Source organism: Actinoplanes sp. NPDC049265 (assembly GCF_043197135.1).
Taxonomy (GTDB): Bacteria; Actinomycetota; Actinomycetes; order Mycobacteriales; family Micromonosporaceae; genus Actinoplanes.
Genome location: NZ_JBICSP010000007.1, coordinates 13253 through 29425, shown reverse-complemented (window position 1 = coordinate 29425; position 16173 = coordinate 13253). Strand labels below are relative to the sequence as shown.

15 protein-coding genes are annotated in these 16173 nt (G+C 72.3%); 5 read left to right on the top strand and 10 right to left on the bottom strand.

The features are described from left to right. Positions 1-24: 24 nt before the first annotated feature. Positions 25-1632, top strand: coding sequence for a methyl-accepting chemotaxis protein (locus ACGFIO_RS18665; RefSeq protein WP_392827503.1), 1608 nt, complete (start codon positions 25-27; stop codon positions 1630-1632). A gap of 9 nt (positions 1633-1641) precedes the next feature. Here the strand turns inward: ACGFIO_RS18665 and ACGFIO_RS18660 are convergent, their stop codons facing one another. From ACGFIO_RS18660 to ACGFIO_RS18645, 4 genes are all read right to left on the bottom strand, one after another. Then, positions 1642-2502: a CPBP family intramembrane glutamic endopeptidase gene (locus tag ACGFIO_RS18660; RefSeq protein WP_392827502.1), complete on the bottom strand. Its 861-nt coding sequence runs from the start codon at positions 2500-2502 to the stop codon at positions 1642-1644. Positions 2503-2592: 90 nt separating this feature from the next. Beyond that, on the bottom strand, positions 2593-3273 hold the full coding sequence (locus ACGFIO_RS18655; RefSeq protein WP_392827501.1) for a response regulator: 681 nt from the start codon (positions 3271-3273) through the stop codon (positions 2593-2595). Next, entirely contained in the window at positions 3270-4418 is a 1149-nt protein-coding gene (locus ACGFIO_RS18650; protein WP_392827500.1) for a sensor histidine kinase, read from the bottom strand. The genes ACGFIO_RS18655 and ACGFIO_RS18650 overlap by 4 nt, the downstream gene beginning before the upstream one ends. Before the next feature lie 9 nt (positions 4419-4427). Continuing rightward, entirely contained in the window at positions 4428-5258 is an 831-nt protein-coding gene (locus ACGFIO_RS18645) for a CPBP family intramembrane glutamic endopeptidase (protein ID WP_392827499.1), read from the bottom strand. 255 nt (positions 5259-5513) lie between these two features. Between ACGFIO_RS18645 and ACGFIO_RS18640 the strand changes: the two genes are divergently transcribed. Then, the gene (locus tag ACGFIO_RS18640; RefSeq protein ID WP_392827498.1) at positions 5514-7091 is read left to right on the top strand and encodes a methyl-accepting chemotaxis protein; all 1578 of its coding nucleotides are present in this window, start codon (positions 5514-5516) and stop codon (positions 7089-7091) included. Here the strand turns inward: ACGFIO_RS18640 and ACGFIO_RS18635 are convergent. Further along, entirely contained in the window at positions 7085-7642 is a 558-nt protein-coding gene (locus ACGFIO_RS18635; protein ID WP_392827497.1) for a TetR/AcrR family transcriptional regulator, read from the bottom strand. The genes ACGFIO_RS18640 and ACGFIO_RS18635 overlap by 7 nt on opposite strands. A gap of 105 nt (positions 7643-7747) precedes the next feature. On the opposite strand from ACGFIO_RS18635, the gene ACGFIO_RS18630 reads away from it, so the two are divergent. Together ACGFIO_RS18630 and ACGFIO_RS18625 are read left to right on the top strand one after the other, a co-directional pair. Then, positions 7748-7957, top strand: coding sequence for a hypothetical protein (locus ACGFIO_RS18630; RefSeq protein WP_392827496.1), 210 nt, complete (start codon positions 7748-7750; stop codon positions 7955-7957). Between the two features lie 257 nt (positions 7958-8214). Next, a complete protein-coding gene (locus ACGFIO_RS18625; protein ID WP_392827495.1) occupies positions 8215-8976 on the top strand; it encodes an SDR family NAD(P)-dependent oxidoreductase in 762 nt (253 codons plus the stop codon). Between the two features lie 137 nt (positions 8977-9113). On the opposite strand, the gene ACGFIO_RS18620 is transcribed toward ACGFIO_RS18625, so the two are convergent. Next, complete coding sequence (locus ACGFIO_RS18620; protein WP_392827494.1) at positions 9114-10496, bottom strand: serine hydrolase domain-containing protein; 1383 nt, start codon at positions 10494-10496, stop codon at positions 9114-9116. Positions 10497-10591: 95 nt separating this feature from the next. Between ACGFIO_RS18620 and ACGFIO_RS18615 the strand changes: the two genes are divergently transcribed. Continuing rightward, the gene (locus ACGFIO_RS18615; RefSeq protein WP_392827493.1) at positions 10592-11197 is read left to right on the top strand and encodes a TetR/AcrR family transcriptional regulator C-terminal domain-containing protein; all 606 of its coding nucleotides are present in this window, start codon (positions 10592-10594) and stop codon (positions 11195-11197) included. On the opposite strand, the gene ACGFIO_RS18610 is transcribed toward ACGFIO_RS18615, so the two are convergent. The 4 genes from ACGFIO_RS18610 to ACGFIO_RS18595 are packed head-to-tail and all read right to left on the bottom strand — an operon-like array spanning position 11194 to position 16109. Beyond that, the gene (locus ACGFIO_RS18610; protein WP_392827492.1) at positions 11194-12279 is read right to left on the bottom strand and encodes an XdhC family protein; all 1086 of its coding nucleotides are present in this window, start codon (positions 12277-12279) and stop codon (positions 11194-11196) included. The two genes, ACGFIO_RS18615 and ACGFIO_RS18610, sit on opposite strands and share 4 nt — an antisense overlap. A gap of 7 nt (positions 12280-12286) precedes the next feature. Next, positions 12287-14599 carry a xanthine dehydrogenase family protein molybdopterin-binding subunit gene (locus ACGFIO_RS18605; protein WP_392827491.1) on the bottom strand — a complete coding sequence of 771 codons (2313 nt, stop codon included), beginning with the start codon at positions 14597-14599 and terminating at the stop codon, positions 12287-12289. Further along, positions 14596-15588 carry an FAD binding domain-containing protein gene (locus ACGFIO_RS18600; protein WP_392827490.1) on the bottom strand — a complete coding sequence of 331 codons (993 nt, stop codon included), beginning with the start codon at positions 15586-15588 and terminating at the stop codon, positions 14596-14598. Before ACGFIO_RS18600 ends, ACGFIO_RS18605 begins: the two co-directional genes overlap by 4 nt. Further along, on the bottom strand, positions 15585-16109 hold the full coding sequence (locus ACGFIO_RS18595; RefSeq protein WP_392827489.1) for a (2Fe-2S)-binding protein: 525 nt from the start codon (positions 16107-16109) through the stop codon (positions 15585-15587). The genes ACGFIO_RS18600 and ACGFIO_RS18595 overlap by 4 nt, the downstream gene beginning before the upstream one ends. Between the last annotated feature and the right edge of the window lie 64 nt (positions 16110-16173).

Genomic DNA, 16173 nt, shown 5'->3' with positions numbered 1-16173 from the left:
TCAAGGGACGAGACGACGATGAGCATGACAGATCACCGACCTCGTCGGGCTTCCTTCGCCGACCTCAGCGTCAGCGTCAAGGTGATCGCCGCGGTCGCGACGGCGGCCCTGGTGGCCCTGGCCGTCGGCATCGTCGGCCTGGTCTCGCTCGGCCAGGCCAGTGACTCCGCGCAGCTGATGTACCGCAGCAATGTCGCCAGCATCAGGGCGGTCGGCCAGCTCAGGTATGTGGTGACCCAGGCTCGGGTGGACACGGCTAACCAGGCGCTGTCGGTGGACGCGGCCTCGACCAAGAAGTTCGGCGATGGCTTCCGCACCGACCTCGAGTCCTTCAAGACCGCGATGACCGCCTACCGCGACAGCGAGCCGTCGGCCGATCCGCGGCTGCTCGACACCCTGCAGACCAACTGGGACGCCTACGCCGACGTCGCGTCGACCAAGCTGATCCCCGCCGGCGAACGAAACGCCCTGGCGGAATGGGCCCAGGTCCGCGACCGCGAGGCGTTGCCGTTGCTGACCAAGATCTTCGCCGACCTGGTCACCATGGAACAGGCCGAGACCGCCGACGCGGCGAAGAACGCGGCGGCGGCGCGGTCGGGCTACGAGTCGAGCCGCACCACCTCGATCCTGACCCTCGTCCTCGGCCTGTTGCTCGCGCTCGCCCTGGGTCTTCTGGTGGCCCGCAAGATCGTGACCTCCCTGTCCAAGGTCAAGTACGTGTGCGACGGCCTCGCCGAGGGCGACCTCACCCGCGAGACCGGCCTGACGTCGTTCGACGAACCCGGCCGGATGGCCCGTTCGCTCGACACGGCGATGGGCCGGCTGCGCAAGACCATCGCGACCATCGAGGGTTCGGCCGCCTCGCTCGCCGGCGCCTCCGAGCAGATGACCAGCACCGCCGCCCAGATCGCGGGATCGGCTGAGCAGACGTCGGTGCGGGCGCAGGCCGTCTCGGCCGCGGCCGAGGAGGTTTCCCGCAGCGTGGAGACGGTGTCGGCCGGCAGCGAGGAGATGGGTGCGTCGATCCGGGAGATCTCGCAGAACGCGTCCGAGGCCGCCCGGGTGGCGACCGAGGCGGTCGCCGTCACCGCCGCCACCTCGGCCACGATGAACAAGCTGGGCGACTCCTCGGCCGAGATCGGCAACGTGATCAAGGTGATCACCTCGATCGCCGAACAGACCAACCTGCTGGCGCTGAACGCGACGATCGAGGCGGCCCGGGCCGGTGACGCCGGTAAGGGCTTCGCCGTGGTCGCCTCCGAGGTCAAGGACCTGGCGCAGGAGACGGCCCGGGCCACCGAGGACATCTCCCGCCGGGTCGAGGCGATTCAGGCCGACACCGGAGGCGCCGTCGCCGCGATCGGGGAGATCTCCATCGTGATCGAACGGATCAGCGAGTTCCAGACCACCATCGCCTCGGCCGTCGAGGAGCAGACCGCCACCACCGCCGAGATGAACCGGAGTGTGTCCGAGGCGTCCGGCGGCACGGGGGAGATCGCGCAGAACATCACCGGTGTGGCCGAGGCGGCCCGGGTCACGAACCAGGGCGTGGCCGAGACCCAGCAGGCCACCGCCGAACTCGCGCGCATGTCGACCGACCTGAGCGGGCTGGTGTCCCAGTTCCGCATCTGAGCGGCCACCTCAGGACGTGACGGTGACCGCCGACCGGCGACGGATCCGGCCGTTGCGGGCCGCGTGGCGCAGCAGGAAGAACGCGGCCGTCAGGCAGATCAGCAACGCGGCCAGGCTGGCCTCGGGGCCGAAGGTGCCGCCGGTCAGCAGGTCCGGTCCGGCCAGCGTGGTGTGCAGCAGGCCGGTCTCGGCGGCGCCGACGCTGCTGGAGGTGGGCAGCCCGAAGACGCCGATGTGGGTGAAGTCCCAGGCGAAGTGGAGGCCGATGGGCAGCCACAGCGAGCGGGAGATGAGGTAGCAGGCGGCGGTCAGGGTGCCGCCCTCGATGCCGAGCGCCAGGGTGCCCCACAGGGTGGCGTGGTCGTTGACCAGATGGGTGAGTCCGAAGATCAGCGACGAGACGACCACCGCGATCACGCCGCCGGTCCGCTCCTCCAGGATGCGGAACACGACGCCGCGGAACAGCAGCTCCTCGTTGACCGCGATGCTGGCCGACGCGCCGATGCTGGCGACGAAACCGGCGAACGATCCCCAGCCGAGGTGCTCCCATCCGCCCAGCGCCCCGATGACCAGCATCATGGTGAGGAACAGGCCGGAACCGAGCGCGGCGCCGCGTCCCAGGCCGGACCACCGCCCGGTGCCGGACAGCTCGGTGACGGTGTCCCGGGCCTCGACCGTGCGGGACAGCCAGTGGTAGCAGAACAGGGCCGCCGCCGCGGTGCCGAGGCCGACGATCAGCGCCAGGAACGCGTGGTCGGCGGCGAGCACGTTGAGGCCGCGGGTCGCCGCCAGCACGACCAGCAGGGCGACCACCAGCACCGGGACCCGGAAACGGCGCAGCCGGCGGCGCGCGGGGGAGATTTCGGTCATGGCTGACGAGACTAGGAGCGACGAACGGCCACGCCATCCCTCCGCAGTGGACAAAAGCGGTAGCTCGGCCGGGGGATGGATGGTGCGGCGTCAGCGGGGGCCGGGCACCAGACCGATCCGGTACGCCAGGATGACGGCCTGAACCCGGTCCCGCAGGCCGAGTTTGGCCAGGATCCGGGACACGTACGTCTTCACCGTCTCGACCGAGATGAGCAGTTCGGCGGCGATCTCGGCGTTGGACCGGCCGGCCGCGATCTGCCGGAACACCTCCAGCTCGCGGGACGTCAGCGCGGCGCTGACCGTCTCCCGGGCCGGGGCGGAGGTGTCGGTGGGGCGCAGTCGTTCGGCGAAGTGGCCGATCAGCCGGCGGGTGACGGCCGGGGCGAGCAGGGACTCACCGCGGGCGACGGTGCGGATGCCGTCCACCAGTTGCCCGTGCGGCGCGTCCTTGAGCAGGAAGCCGCTGGCGCCGGCGCGTAACGCCTCGTACACGTACGCGTCGACGTTGAACGTGGTCACCACCAGGATCTTGACCGGCTCGTCGACCCCCGGACCGGCCAGCCGCCGGGTCGCCTCGATCCCGTCCAGGATCGGCATCCGGATGTCCATCACGGCCACGTCCGGGCGCAGCTGCTGGGCCAGCCGCACCGCCTCGCGGCCGTCGGCGGCCTCGCCGACCACGGCCAGGTCGGGCTGGGCCGAGAAGATGGTGGCGTACCCGGTCCGCACCAGCGCCTGGTCCTCGCAGATCAGCACCCGGATCGGTGTCATTCGGGACTCCTCGCCGGTAGCACGGCCCAGACCCGGAAGCTGCCGTCGGGGCGCAACCCGGAGACCAGCTCGCCGTCCAGCAGCCGCACCCGTTCGCGCATGCCGGCGAGCCCACGCCCGCCGGACGGGGAGACCGCCGTGGTGGTGGCCGGACCCATCGTGGTGACCTCGATCTCGACGTCGTCCTCCTTGGTGCGTACGACGACCGTGGTCGGCCGTCCGGTGGCGTACTTGATCGCGTTGGTCAGCGCCTCCTGCACCACCCGGTAGGTGGCCAGTTCCACGTCCACCGGCAGTGGGCGCGGCCGGCCCTGCTCGGTCCAGTCGACCGGCTGCCCGGTCAGTCGCGCCCGCTCGACCAGGTCGGCGATGCGGCCCATGGTGGGCGCGCGGTCGGGGGTGGCCGGTTCGCCGGTCGCCTCCAGGGTGTCGAGCAGGGCGCGGAGCTCGGTCAGGGCCCGGCGGCCGGTCTCGCTGATCGCCGACAGGCCCTCGGCGGCGCGGTCGGGCGTACCCGGAAGAAGGAACTGCGCCGCGTCGGCCTGGACCACCATCGCCGTCACGTGATGGGTGACCACGTCGTGCAATTCGCGCGCGATCCGGGATCGCTCGGCCGAGGACGCCACCTCGGCGGCGAGCCGGCGGTGCTCGGTCTCCTCCGCCCGCCACCGGCGCATGCCCGCACCGGTCACCCAAATCACCACCAGCACCAGGTAGAACGCCGTGAAATCGAGGAACTGCTGGGGCGATCCCTGTCTGTGCAGGACGATCGCCAGCGCCACGTAGCCCGCGGTCAGCGCCGCCGCGAACGTCCGCCGGTGCCGGGTCAGGTGCGCGCCGGCGGCGTACAGCGCGAGCAGCATGGCCACCTTGGCGAACGTCTCCGGGCGGCCGAGGATCTGACCGGCCGCCCACGCCGCCGCGATGATCGTGAGACCGATGGCCGGCCACCGGCGGCGCAACGCCGTCGGCAGGGCCAGGGCCAGGGTCAGCGCCAGGTCGACGACCGTGCCGGCCCCGCCCAGCGGACGCCGGGGCAGGTCACCGATCTCGGGCCCGATGTGCGACACCGTCGGTACGAAGGCCAGCAGGGTGACCACGGCCGTCAGAACAAGGTCCTTCGTGGACGTACGCCAGCGAGGCACCCCGAGAGTTTAGGGTCTGGCACGACGCAGGGGTACCAGGTTGCCGCGCCGGCTCGCGGCGATCAGCATCGGGATCGCGAGCAGCAGGCTGACGATCACCGGGATGATCGACGCCTCCAGCCCGAACTGGCCGCCGGTCAGCAGTTCGGGCCCGGTCGGGCGGGTGACCAGCAGGCCCTCGGCCGGGTGGCCGGACACGGGAATGCCGAGCAGCCCGACCGCGGTGTTCCAGGCGCAGTGCAGGCCGACGACCAGCCAGATGCTGCGCCGCCAGAGGAACGCGGCGCCGAGCAGGACACCGGCCTCGATCGCGATGGCGAGCGAGCTCCACAGGGTCGCGGCCGGATTGGCCAGGTGCAGCAGGCCGAACGCGAGCGCGGTGACCGCCAGCGCCACCCAGCTGCCGAACATCCGCTCCAGTGCCTGCAAGGCCAGGCCACGGAAGAGCAGTTCCTCGGTCACCGCCGCGCCCAGGGACACCGCTGTCATGCTCGCCGCGATCGACACCGGGTTGCCGGTCGCCCGGCCGAACGAGAACTCGGTCAGCACGGCCAGGATCGACACCCCGATGAAGACCAGGCCGAGAACCACACCGATCAACAGCTGGGGTACGGCGCCCCGCCCGGCGATCTCCGGTGTGTCCCGCCGCGCGACGTGGCGCATCACGAGCTTGTAGACGACGACCGCGACGGCCGCGCCGACCAGCCCGAGAATCGGCCCGCCGAGCGACAGCGTCGACGCCGCCCCCACGCCGACGATCCCCACGACCAGCCAGATGACCGGGAACCGCAGGAAGCGGCCGGCTTTCGCCTCGGCCGGTGGATTCGTTGCCGCGCTCATGGTGACCTCCCGTAGACCCGCGGGCCGCATGGCCCGACCGGAACCCTAGGGAGACATCCACGTTCGCGAATCACCATCGAGTGGACATCCCGGGTAGCTCTTGAGGGGGATCAGCCCGGTCGGGAACGACGACGGCGAATGGTCCGAAAGTTTCGGAATGTGAGATCCGCAAGCCCGGGATTCGCGATTCCGCGTCGGGCGCCCTCCAGCACGACGGAGAATGCCGCTGTAGGCATGCTGAGCGGGGGCTTGAAAATGGGTGTGGCGCAGGCGTTCGACAACCGTTCACTACGGGTGAAGATGAGCGCCGCGATGCTGGCGGCGATCCTCGGAGGTCTGGTCGTCGGCATGGTCGGGCTGTATACAGTGCGGCAGCTCAATCACGACGCCGAGGCGACGAACGAACAGACCATCGTGATCGAGACGGCCGTCGGCGCGTTCGCCAAGAACGTGGAGGCGTTCGGCGGCGGGATCTCCGCAGCGCAGCTCTATCCGACCCTGGCCAAGGACATCAACCTCGGCCTGGAGGCCAACAAGAAGGCGATCAACGACGCGCTGGGCCAGATGCGGGGCGCGCTGGCCGCCGACGAGGGCGGACCGGAGGCGGTGGCCAAGGCCGACCGGGACTGGCAGGCCTTCCTGGCCTTCATCACCGCCTCACCGACCACCGCGAAGCAGGATTTCAACGCGGCGCTGCAGCAGTACAACACGCTGTACGGTGCGCTGACCGCGGACGAGACCGCGTTGCAACAGCACGCCGTCGCGGCCACGACGGCCCGCGCCGACGTCGCCGAGGCGCATGCCCGCACGGCGATGTGGGTGATCGCCGGCTGCCTGGCCGTCGGTGTGCTGCTCAGCGTACTGATCGGGTTGCGGGTGATGAACGGCATCCGCCGGGCCGTGACCGGGGTGTCCCGGCTGGCCGAGGGCCTGAACCAGGGTGACCTCACCCGCACCTCGGGGGTGACCGGCGGCGACGAGATGGGCCGGATGGCGCGGGCCATGGACGACGCGATCGCCCGCCTGCGCACCGACGTCGTGCAGCTGGCCGGCACCGCCACCACGCTCAAGGACGCCGCCGGCCGGCTCTCCGCGGTGTCCGGCGCGGTCGACGCGGCCGCCTCCGAGGCCTCGGTGCAGGCCGGCAGCGTGGCCCAGGCGGCCGGTACGGTCTCGGACAACCTGAACGTGGTCTCGACCGGCGCCGAGGAGATGGGCTCGTCGATCCAGGAGATCTCGGTGTCCACCACTGAGGCGTCCGAGGTGGCGGCCAAGGCGGTCGAGGCGGCCAACACCACCAACACCATCGTGTCCCGGCTGGGCGAGTCGTCCAACGAGATCGCCACCGTGATCAAGGTGATCACGTCGATCGCGGAACAGACCAACCTGCTCGCCCTGAACGCCACCATCGAGGCGGCCCGGGCCGGTGAGGCGGGCAAGGGCTTCGCCGTGGTCGCCGGCGAGGTCAAGGACCTCGCGCAGGAGACCGCCAAGGCCACCGACGACATCTCGCGGCGGGTGCAGGCCATCCAGTCCGACACCGACAGCGCGGTCACCGCGATCGGCGAGATCTCGGCGATCATCGAACGGATCAACGGCATCCAGGTGACCATCGCCTCGGCCGTCGAGGAGCAGACGGCCACGACCGGGGAGATGAACCGGACGATCTCCGACGCCGCCAGCGGTGCCGGTGACATCGCCGCCGGCATCAACGGCGTGTCGCAGGCCGCGCGGCGCACCACCGAGACGGTCGGCGACACCCGCCGCGCCGCCGACGAACTGGCCACCACGGCCGACCAGCTCAAGGCGCTCGTCGGCCGATTCAGCTACTGATCGGCCAGGGCGATCGAGAGCAGCGTCGCGCGGAACGCATCGGTGTCGACCCGGACGCCGGCCGCCACCCGGATCTGCAGCCCGCTCACCGCGCAGATGATCATCTCGGCCCGGTGCTGGGCGGTGGGGCTGGGGTCGCCGGCGGTCCGGTCGATCGCACGGGCGAGCCATCGGCACACCCCGGTGTGCCGCTCGGCGATCAGCGATCGCAGTGGCGCCGCGCTGGTGGCCCGGGCCCACACCTGGTTGCCGATCTGACCGCGCCGCTCGTCGATGGCCGCCGCCATCAGCGCGGCGATGGCGTCGGTGAGCGACGGCGGGTCACCGTCGCCGGTGTCGAACCGGAGGCCGAGCGCGCTCTCGCTCGCGGCCATCACGACCGCGTCCTTGTTGTCGAAGTAGCGGTACACCGTGCCGGTGGCGACGCCGGACGCCGCCACGATGTCGGCCATCGACGTGCCGGCGAAGCCCCGCTGGGCGAACAGCGCCGAGGCGGCGTCGAGGATGGCCTGGCGCCGGTCCTGGACGCGCCGGTCGCTCAGCTTGGCCATGGTGCGGCGGTGTAGCGCATGGAACAGACCTCATCGGGACCGGTGGACGGCATGGAACATCCACATGCTCTCACCACCGCGCCGGGGATCCCAATGATCGGGCCCGTGCCGGCCGACCGTGGCGCCGTGCTCGGCGAACGTCGACTCGGTGACCTGCCAGTCCGCCGCCAGCCACCGCGCGGGCGGGAGGCCCGGGCCGGGCGCGGCGTGCGGGAGGATGCCGTCGCTGATGATGTCCGGGTCGCCGGTGGCCGGGTCGTCGGTGCGGTTCCGCGCGGTGAACGCCGCCCGTCCTGGGGCGTGGACGTCGCGTAGTCACCGGCCAGCCAGACCACCGGGGCCGGGCCGCCGGCCAGCGTGACCAGGAACCGGGCGAGCGGGTCGTCGAACAACGGCCCGGGCCGGGCCCCCTCGGGCGCGCGCATGGCCGCTGTGGCCACACCGCTGCCGGCGATCGATCCGGGAATGCTCAGCTCACTCATCGATGATCCTTGCTCCGTGTCGGCCGTTTCGCATCGTTCGCTACTGTGCACCATTGTAAGAATGAACGTTCATTCCGGGTAGGAGGCAGCGTGGCATCGCAGGACGCAACGGGCGAACGGGTTCGGACCGCACTCATCACCGGATCGACGAGTGGCATCGGCCGGGTGACCGCCGTGGCACTGGCCGCGGCCGGCCTGGCGGTCGTCGTGCACGGCCGGGACGCCGAGCGCGGGAAGCGGGTCTGTGCCGAGATCCAGGACACCGGCGGCACGGCCGCCCTCGTGCTCGCCGACCTCGCGGACGCCGGGCAGGTCAGCGAGCTGGCCGAGCGGGCCGCGGCCGTCACCGGCGGGGTCGACGTCCTGGTCAACAACGCGTTCGAGCCGGGCGTCTACGCACCCAGCGCGGACACCTCGCTCGACGACTTCGACCGGCGCGTCGCCGTCAACGTGCGGGCGCCGTTCCTGCTCACCGCGGCGCTGGCCCCGGCCATGGCCGCGCGGGGCGAGGGAGCGGTGATCAACGTGTCCATGGCCGCCGCGAGCAAGGGTGTGCCCGGCATCGCGCTGACCTCGGCGACCAAGGCCGCGCTGGAGGCGCTCACCCGGTCCTGGGCCGCCGAGTACGGGCCCCAGGGCATCCGGATCAACACGGTCAGCCCGGGTGTCGTCCTCACCCCGGCCAATGAGCACCTGCTCGACCAGATGAACGCCTTCGCGTCCGGCACCCCGGCGCGGCGGCCCGCCCAGGCGGCCGAGATCGCCGCCGTGATCGCGTTCCTGGCCTCACCGGGGGCGTCCTTCGTCCAGGGGGCGAACATCGCGGTGGACGGCGGGATGCTCGCCGTCTGATCCGGCCGGTGCCGGGCTCAGTCGCTGACCCGGTGCCGGGCTCAGTCGCTGACCCGGTGCTGGGCTCAGTCGCTGACCCGGTGCTGGGCTCAGTCGCTGACCCGGTGCTGGGCTCAGTCGCTGACCCGGTGCTGGGCTCAGCCGCCGACCCGGCGGTGGGCCCGGCCGCCGAAGTGCAGGTAAGTCGGTCGCCCGCCCGGCTCGTCGGGGTTGAAGAACACCGCCAACAGGTCGCTGTCGGCGATCGGGAGTTTCAGGAAGAACGAGTCGTCGCGGGCGACCGGCTTCAGCGGCAGGTCGTTCATCGGCGGCAGGTTCTGCACGTCGGCGGTGTCGCGCGAGATGGTGAAGGTGGCGCGCAGTTCCGCCGCGTCGGTCGCGGTGACCTCGAAGCGGATGCCGGCCCGTTCCCAGGTGCCGGTGTAGCGGGCCGGGTCGGCCACGGTGGCCGCGTCGACGAGCTCCGGCTCGGGGCGCGGGCCCACGCCCAGGCGCTCGCCGAACAGCCAGGCGGCCACCTCCTGGTAGAGCGACAGGGCACTCTCCACATTGGTCTGCAGGCAGAAGCCGAACCGTTGCTCGGGGGCGACCCGCAGGAACGCGTTCTGACCGATGGAGTTGCCGTCGTGGCCGATCACCGCGACGTCGCCCCAGTGGTCGAGGATCCAGCCGAGGCCCCAGCCGTCGCCCAGCATGCTGTCGTCGACCAGGCCGATCTGCCGCGTCCGCATCTGGGCCACGGCGTCGGCCGACAGCAGCCGGGTGCCGTCCGCGGTCACCCCGCCGTTCAGGTGCAGGGTGATGAAGCGCAGCACGTCGCTCGCGCTGGCCACGACCGACGCGCCCATCGGGCCCGACGAGCGGAACAGCCCCCAGGTCGGGCTGACCGACAGCGTCGCCGGGTCGGCCGGGTCGGGAACGTGCCCGACCGCGAGCGGGTGCGGGATGGCGTCCTCCGGGAACGACACCGTGTGTCGCAGATCAAGGGGCACAAAGAGGCGGGTACGCAGGGCCTCCTCGTAAGTCAGCCCGGTGCTGACCTCGATCAGCCGGCCGAGAATCGCGTACCCGCTGTTGCTGTAGCTCCAGATCCGGCCGGGCGCGCAGATCTGCGGGAGGTCGGCCAGTTGCGCCACGTAGCGTTCGAGGGCGTCGTCGCCACGGCCGGTGTCGAGGAAGACGTCACCGTCGAAGCCGCTGGTGTGGCAGAGCAGATTGCGTACGGTGACCGTGTCCCGTGCGGTGGTGTCGGCGACCTCGAGGCCGGGCAGGTAGTGGCGGACCGGGGTGTCGAGGTCGATCTTTCCCTCGTCGACGAGCATCAGCACCAGCGTCGCGGTGTAGAGCTTGCCGATCGAGCCGGGCAGGAACAGCGCGTCGGTGGTGGCCGGGGTGCCGGTGCGCAGACTGAGCACGCCGGCCGACGCCTCGATCAGGGTGTCGCCGTCGAGGACGGTGAGCTGTGCGCCGGGCACGCCGTGCCGCTCGATCAGCTCGTTCAGTTTCTTCTCGAGTTCCATCATCGGCTCCTTGTGGCCGGGAAGGGCTTACCTACAATGTAGGTTAGAGTGACCTACGTTGTAGGTAACGTCAAGAGTTCGGAGAGAATGGCCGCATGCCCTCGTTGACGCGTGACCAGATCCTGCGTACCGCGATCCGCATCGCCGACGACGACGGCCCCGACGCGGTCACCCTGCGCCGCATCGGCGCCGTGCTCGGCGTACACGTGACCTCGCTCTACAACCACGTGCCGACCCGTGAGGCCATCACCGACGGCATCGTCGAGACCCTGCTGGTCGACGCCAAGCTGCCGGTGCACCTGGTGCCGTGGGAGGAGTGGGCGCGCGGCTTCCTCGCGGCGATCGCCACGATCGCCACCACCCACCCCGGTGCCTTCCACGCGCTGCGGCAGCGGCCCGTGCAGGGCCCCCGGGCCACGGCCTCGTTCGAAGTCGCGCTGGCCGCGTTCGCCCAGGCCGGCCTCGGCCCCGCCGACGCCTACGCGGCGGTCAAGACCATCGCCCTGCTCGCCGTCGGCGTCGGGCTCGAACGCAGCCAGGCCGCCCGCGGCGACGTGCTCGAGACCCGCCTGGACGAGCTCCCGGCCGACGGGTTCCCGCTGGTCCGCGCGGTCGCCTCGGCCACCGGCCCGGAGGCGAGCTGGACGTTCGCGGAGGAGACGATGATCGCCGGGCTGCGCGCGAAGATCGCCGGGGGTTAGAGCCTCTCGCGGTGGATCGGCCCGGTGAGACCGCTCAGCCGCCGGCCGGTGGAGCCGCCGCGTACCGCCAGAATCTCGGCGGCGACGCTGACCGCGGTCTCCTGGGGCGTGCGGGCGTTGAGGTCGAGGCCGGCCGGCGCGGCCAGGCGGCCGAGCTGCGCGTCGGTCAGGTCGGTGTCGCGCAGGCGGTGGAGCCGGTCCTCCTGGGTACGCCGGGAGCCCATCGCCCCCACGTAGGCCAGCGGCAGCCGCAGGGCCACATCCAGCACCGGCACGTCGAACTTGGCGTCGTGGGTCAGCACACACACCACCGTGCGCGCGTCCACCCGACCGGCCCTGACCTCGGCCTCGAGATAGCGGTGGGGCCACTCGACCACCACCTCGACGGCGTCCGGGAACCGCTCCGGGGTGGCGAACACCGCCCGGGCGTCACCCACGGTCACCCGATAGCCCAGGAACGAACCCACCCGGGCCAGCGCGGCCGCATGGTCGGTGGCGCCGAAGACCAGCATGCGAGGCGGCGCCGGGAACGAGTTGACCAGGACCGACATCTGCTCGAAGCGCAGCACGCCGGTCTCCCCGGCGGCCAGCATCCGGCGCGCGGCGGCCACCGCGGCGGCCTCGGCCCAGTCGCCGCCGAGGGAACCGTCCGACTCGGTCGCGGTCAGGACCAGGTGCCGGCCGACGCGTCCGGCCTCGCCGGTCACCACGGTCAGCAGCGCGACCGGTGTGCCGGCCGCGACCAGCGCGGTCAGGGGGTCGAGCTGCGCGAAGCCGGCCGGTTCGACCAGCACCTCGATCGATCCGCCGCACGGCAGGCCGACCTCGAACGCGTCGTCGTCGGACACACCGAAGGTGGCCAGCCGCGGCTGCCGGGACTCGCCGACCGTACGGCATAGCTCGTACACCGCCCCCTCGACACAACCGCCGGAGACGCTGCCGGCGACCGAGCCGTCCGCACGTACCAGCATCGCCGCGCCGACCGGCCGCGGCGCGCTCGACCAGGCGCCGACCACGGTGGCCAGCCCGGCCCGCTCGCCCGCCCGCCACGCCGACACGACCTCGGCCAGGATCTCCCGCAAAACGGCCTCAGCCCGCCTCGATCAGCGCGGGTAGCACCCGCGCCGGGGTCATCGGCAGGCTCCGCAGGCGGATACCGGCGGCGTTGTGGACGGCGTTGGCGATCGCGGCGGCGACCCCGGTGATGCCGATCTCGCCGACGCCGTGCCCGCCCATCGGGGCCAGCGGGTCGGGATGGCCGAGCCAGTCCACGTCGATCGGCGGGACGTCGGCGTGCACCGGGACGTGGTAGTGCGCCAGCGACGGGTTCATGATGCGCCCGTTGCGGCCGTCGACCGCCACCTCCTCGGTCAGCGCCTGGCCCAGGCCCATGACGATGCCGCCGCGGAACTGGCCGGCGGCGGTGGTCGGGTTCAGCACGCGGCCGGTGTCGAAGACCCCGAGCCAGCGGTCGACCCGGATCTCGCCGGTGACCTCGCTGACCCGGACCTGGCAGAACTGGGCGCCGAAGGACTGCATCGAGTACTTCATCATCTCCAGTGGTAACGACTCGGTTCCCTCGGCGGTCACCTCGTCCCGGCCGGCCGCGTGCAGCAGCGCCGGATAGGGGAGTCCCGGACCGCCGTCGCGGCGGTACAGGCCGCCGTCGCGTAGCTCGACGTCGCGGGGCCGGGCGCCGGCCAGGACGCTGCCCCCGGGCGCGAGGTCGAGCAGCGTCTTGACCAGTCGCCCGGCGGCCGCCGTGACCGCGGCGATGATCGAGGCGGTCTGCGCGGAGCCGCCGGCCGGGATCCCGGCCGGCATCGCGCTGTCGCCGTACTCGAAGGTGACCGCCCCGATCGGCAGGCCGAGCCGGTCGGCGGCGTGCTGGGCCTGGACGGTCGCGGTGCCCATGCCCATCTCGTGCGCGGCGGTACGCACAACCGCCCGGCCGTCGGCCCGCAGCGTGATGGCGGCCTTGCCGTTCGGCATCCGGACGTACGGGTAGTTGCACACCGCCATGCCGTGCCCCACCCACCACTCGCCGCGCCGGGTCGAGCGGGGTACCGGGTCGCGCCGGTCCCAGCCGAACCGGTCGGCCCCGTGGGCCAGCGCCTCGGGCAGGTGCCGGGCGGAGAACGGTCGCCCGGTGGCCGGGTTGCGGTCCGGTTCGAGCCGGGTCCGGAACTCGACCGGATCGACGCCCAGCCGCTCGGCCAGCTCGTCGATCGCGCACTCCAGGGCGAACGAGCCGATCGAGTCGCCGGGTGCCCGCATCGACGCGTTGGCCGGCATGTGCAACTCGAGCACGTGCTGGTCGACCAGGAGGGTGTCGGAGGCGTACAGGTTGCGGGCCGGGAAGGTGAACTGCTCGGCGAACCCGTTGTCGTCGATCCCGATCGCCGTGGTGCCCTCGTGGCTCAGCGCCGCCAGCCCGCCGGCGGTGTTCGCGGCCAGCGTGACGCGCTGCTCCGACGGCGTCCGGCCGCCGGTGACCCGGAAGACCTCCTCCCGGGTGAGCACGGCCCGGACCGGCCGGCCGAGCAACCTGGCCGCGCCGGCGCAGAGCAGCTGATGGCTCCAGATCATCTTGCTGCCGAAGGCGCCGCCGACGAACTTGGCGATCACCCGGACGTTCCCGGCCGGTACGCCGAACACCTCGGCCAGCGTCAGCTGCGTGTGGGTGACCGCCTGGGTGGCGTCCCACACGGTCAGACGGTCGGCGTCGTCCCAGCGGGCCACTGTGACGTGTGGCTCGATCGCCGCGTTGTAGTGCATCGGCGTCCGGTAGAGGTGGTCGACCACGTGCTCGGCCGCCGCGCGGGCCCGGCCGACGTCACCCTTGGCGATCCGGGTCCGTTCGCCCTGCACGTTCGCGGCGCGCCGGGCCCGGCCCAGCTCGGCCGCGAAGTCGACCACCGGCGCGGGTCCGTTCCCGGCGTAGCCGACCTGGATCAGGCCGGCGGCGTGCCGGGCCTGCTCGGCGGTCTCGGCCACGACGACCGCGACCGGTTCGCCGTTCCAGCGGATCCGGTCGTCCTGCATGACCGGTGCGCGGGTGAACGAGGCGCCCTTGAGGGTGATCAGCAGCGGCGGCGCCTTCATCGGCGGTGCGTTGCGGTGGGTCATCACCAGCAGTACGCCGGGCGCGGCCTCGGCCTCGGCCACCTCGATGGTGGCGATCCGCCCGGCCGGCCGCGTCGCGCACACCATGGCGGCGTGGGTCAGGCCCGGCACCGTGACGTCCTGGGTGAAGGGCGCCTGGCCGGTCACCTTGAGCGGCCCGTCCAGGCGGGTCAGCGCCCGGCCCTGCACCAGATCGGTCCGCCCGAGCAGCGGATCGGGGTCGCGGTCGGGCAGCAGCCGCGCCGCCAGCTCGACCGCCCTCCGCACCAGGCTCACCGCGCCTCCTCGTCCGCGCCGGCCAGCTGGGTCAGCGCCGCCACTATCGACCGGGTGGCCAGCGGGATCTTGTAGGCGTTGTCGGGCAGCGGGACCGCGTCGGCCAGCGCCGTGCGGGCGGCCGCCAGGAACAGGGCCGGGCCGGCCGGTTGCCCGTCGAGCACCCGCTCGGCCTCGTACGAGCGCCACGGCTTGGCGGCGACCCCACCCAGGGCCACCCGCGAGCGCCGGACGACGCCGTCGTCGATGTCGAGCGCGGCGGCCACCGACACCAGCGCGAACGCGTAGCTGGCCCGCTCCCGGACCTTGCGGTAGACGCAGTGGCGGGCCCACGGCGCCGGGGGCACGGACACCGCGGTGATCAGCTCGTACGGTTCGAGGATGGTCTCCCGCGACGGCTCGTCGCCGGGCAGCCGGTGCAGATCGGTCAGGGCGACGACGCGTTCGCCGCCGGGCCCGTGCAGGTGGATGCGGGCGTCCAGGGCGGCCAGGGCCACGCACAGGTCGGACGGATGGGTGGCGACGCAGTGCGGGGAGTGGCCGAGTACGGCGTGGTTGTGCGTACCCCCGTCGACGGCGTCGCAGCCGGCGCCGGCCTCGCGCCGGTTGCACCGGGCCGCGGTGTCGTAGAAGTAGAGGCACCGTGGCCGCTGCAGCAGATTGCCACCCACGGTGGCCATGTTGCGGATCTGCCCGGTGGCCCCGTTCAGAATCGCGCGGGAGATCAACGGAAATTCCGCCCGCACACGCGGATGCCCGGCCACCGCCGAGTTGGTGACCCCGGCGCCCAGGAGCAGCGTGCCGTCCGGCTCGACGTCGATCCCGCGCGCCAGCGACCGGACGTCGACCAGCACCCCGGGCGCCTCCACGCCCTGCCGCATCAGGTCGACCAGGTTCGTCCCGCCGGCCAGGTACCGGCCGCCGGCGCCGGCGGCGAGCTCGACCGCGGTCGCGGCGTCGTCGGCCCGCAGGTAGGTGAACGGCTTCACGATCCGCTCCGCGCCGGGTCGGCGAAATGCTCCACGATGGCGTCGACGATCCCGTTGTACGCCCCGCACCGGCACACGTTCCCGCTCATCCGCTCGCGCACCTCGGGCGGTGACCAGGCCGGCGCTACGGCCACGTCGGCGGCGGCCCTGCTGGGCAGTCCCCGCTCCAGCTCGGCGGCCATGCCGACGGCCGAGCAGATCTGTCCCGGCGTGCAGTACCCGCACTGGAACCCGTCGTGCGCGATGAACGCCGCCTGCACCGGATGCAATGCGCCCGGCTCGCCGAGACCTTCGATCGTGACCACCTCGCGCCCGTCGACCTGCACGGCGAGGGTCAGGCAGGACAGGATCCGGTCGCCGTCGACCAGCACCGTGCAGGCGCCGCAGCCACCCTGGCCGCAACCGAACTTGGCCCCGGTCAGCCCGCGGTCCTCGCGGAGGAAGTCCAGCAGGGAGCGTCGCGGGTCGTCGACCGGCGCCTCGACGGCCGTCCCGTTGAGGACGACCCGAATGGTGGTCATCGCGGCCCCCTTGTTTCGATGATCGACTCGCCGAGCGTGACACGGGCGATCAGGGGCTCACATG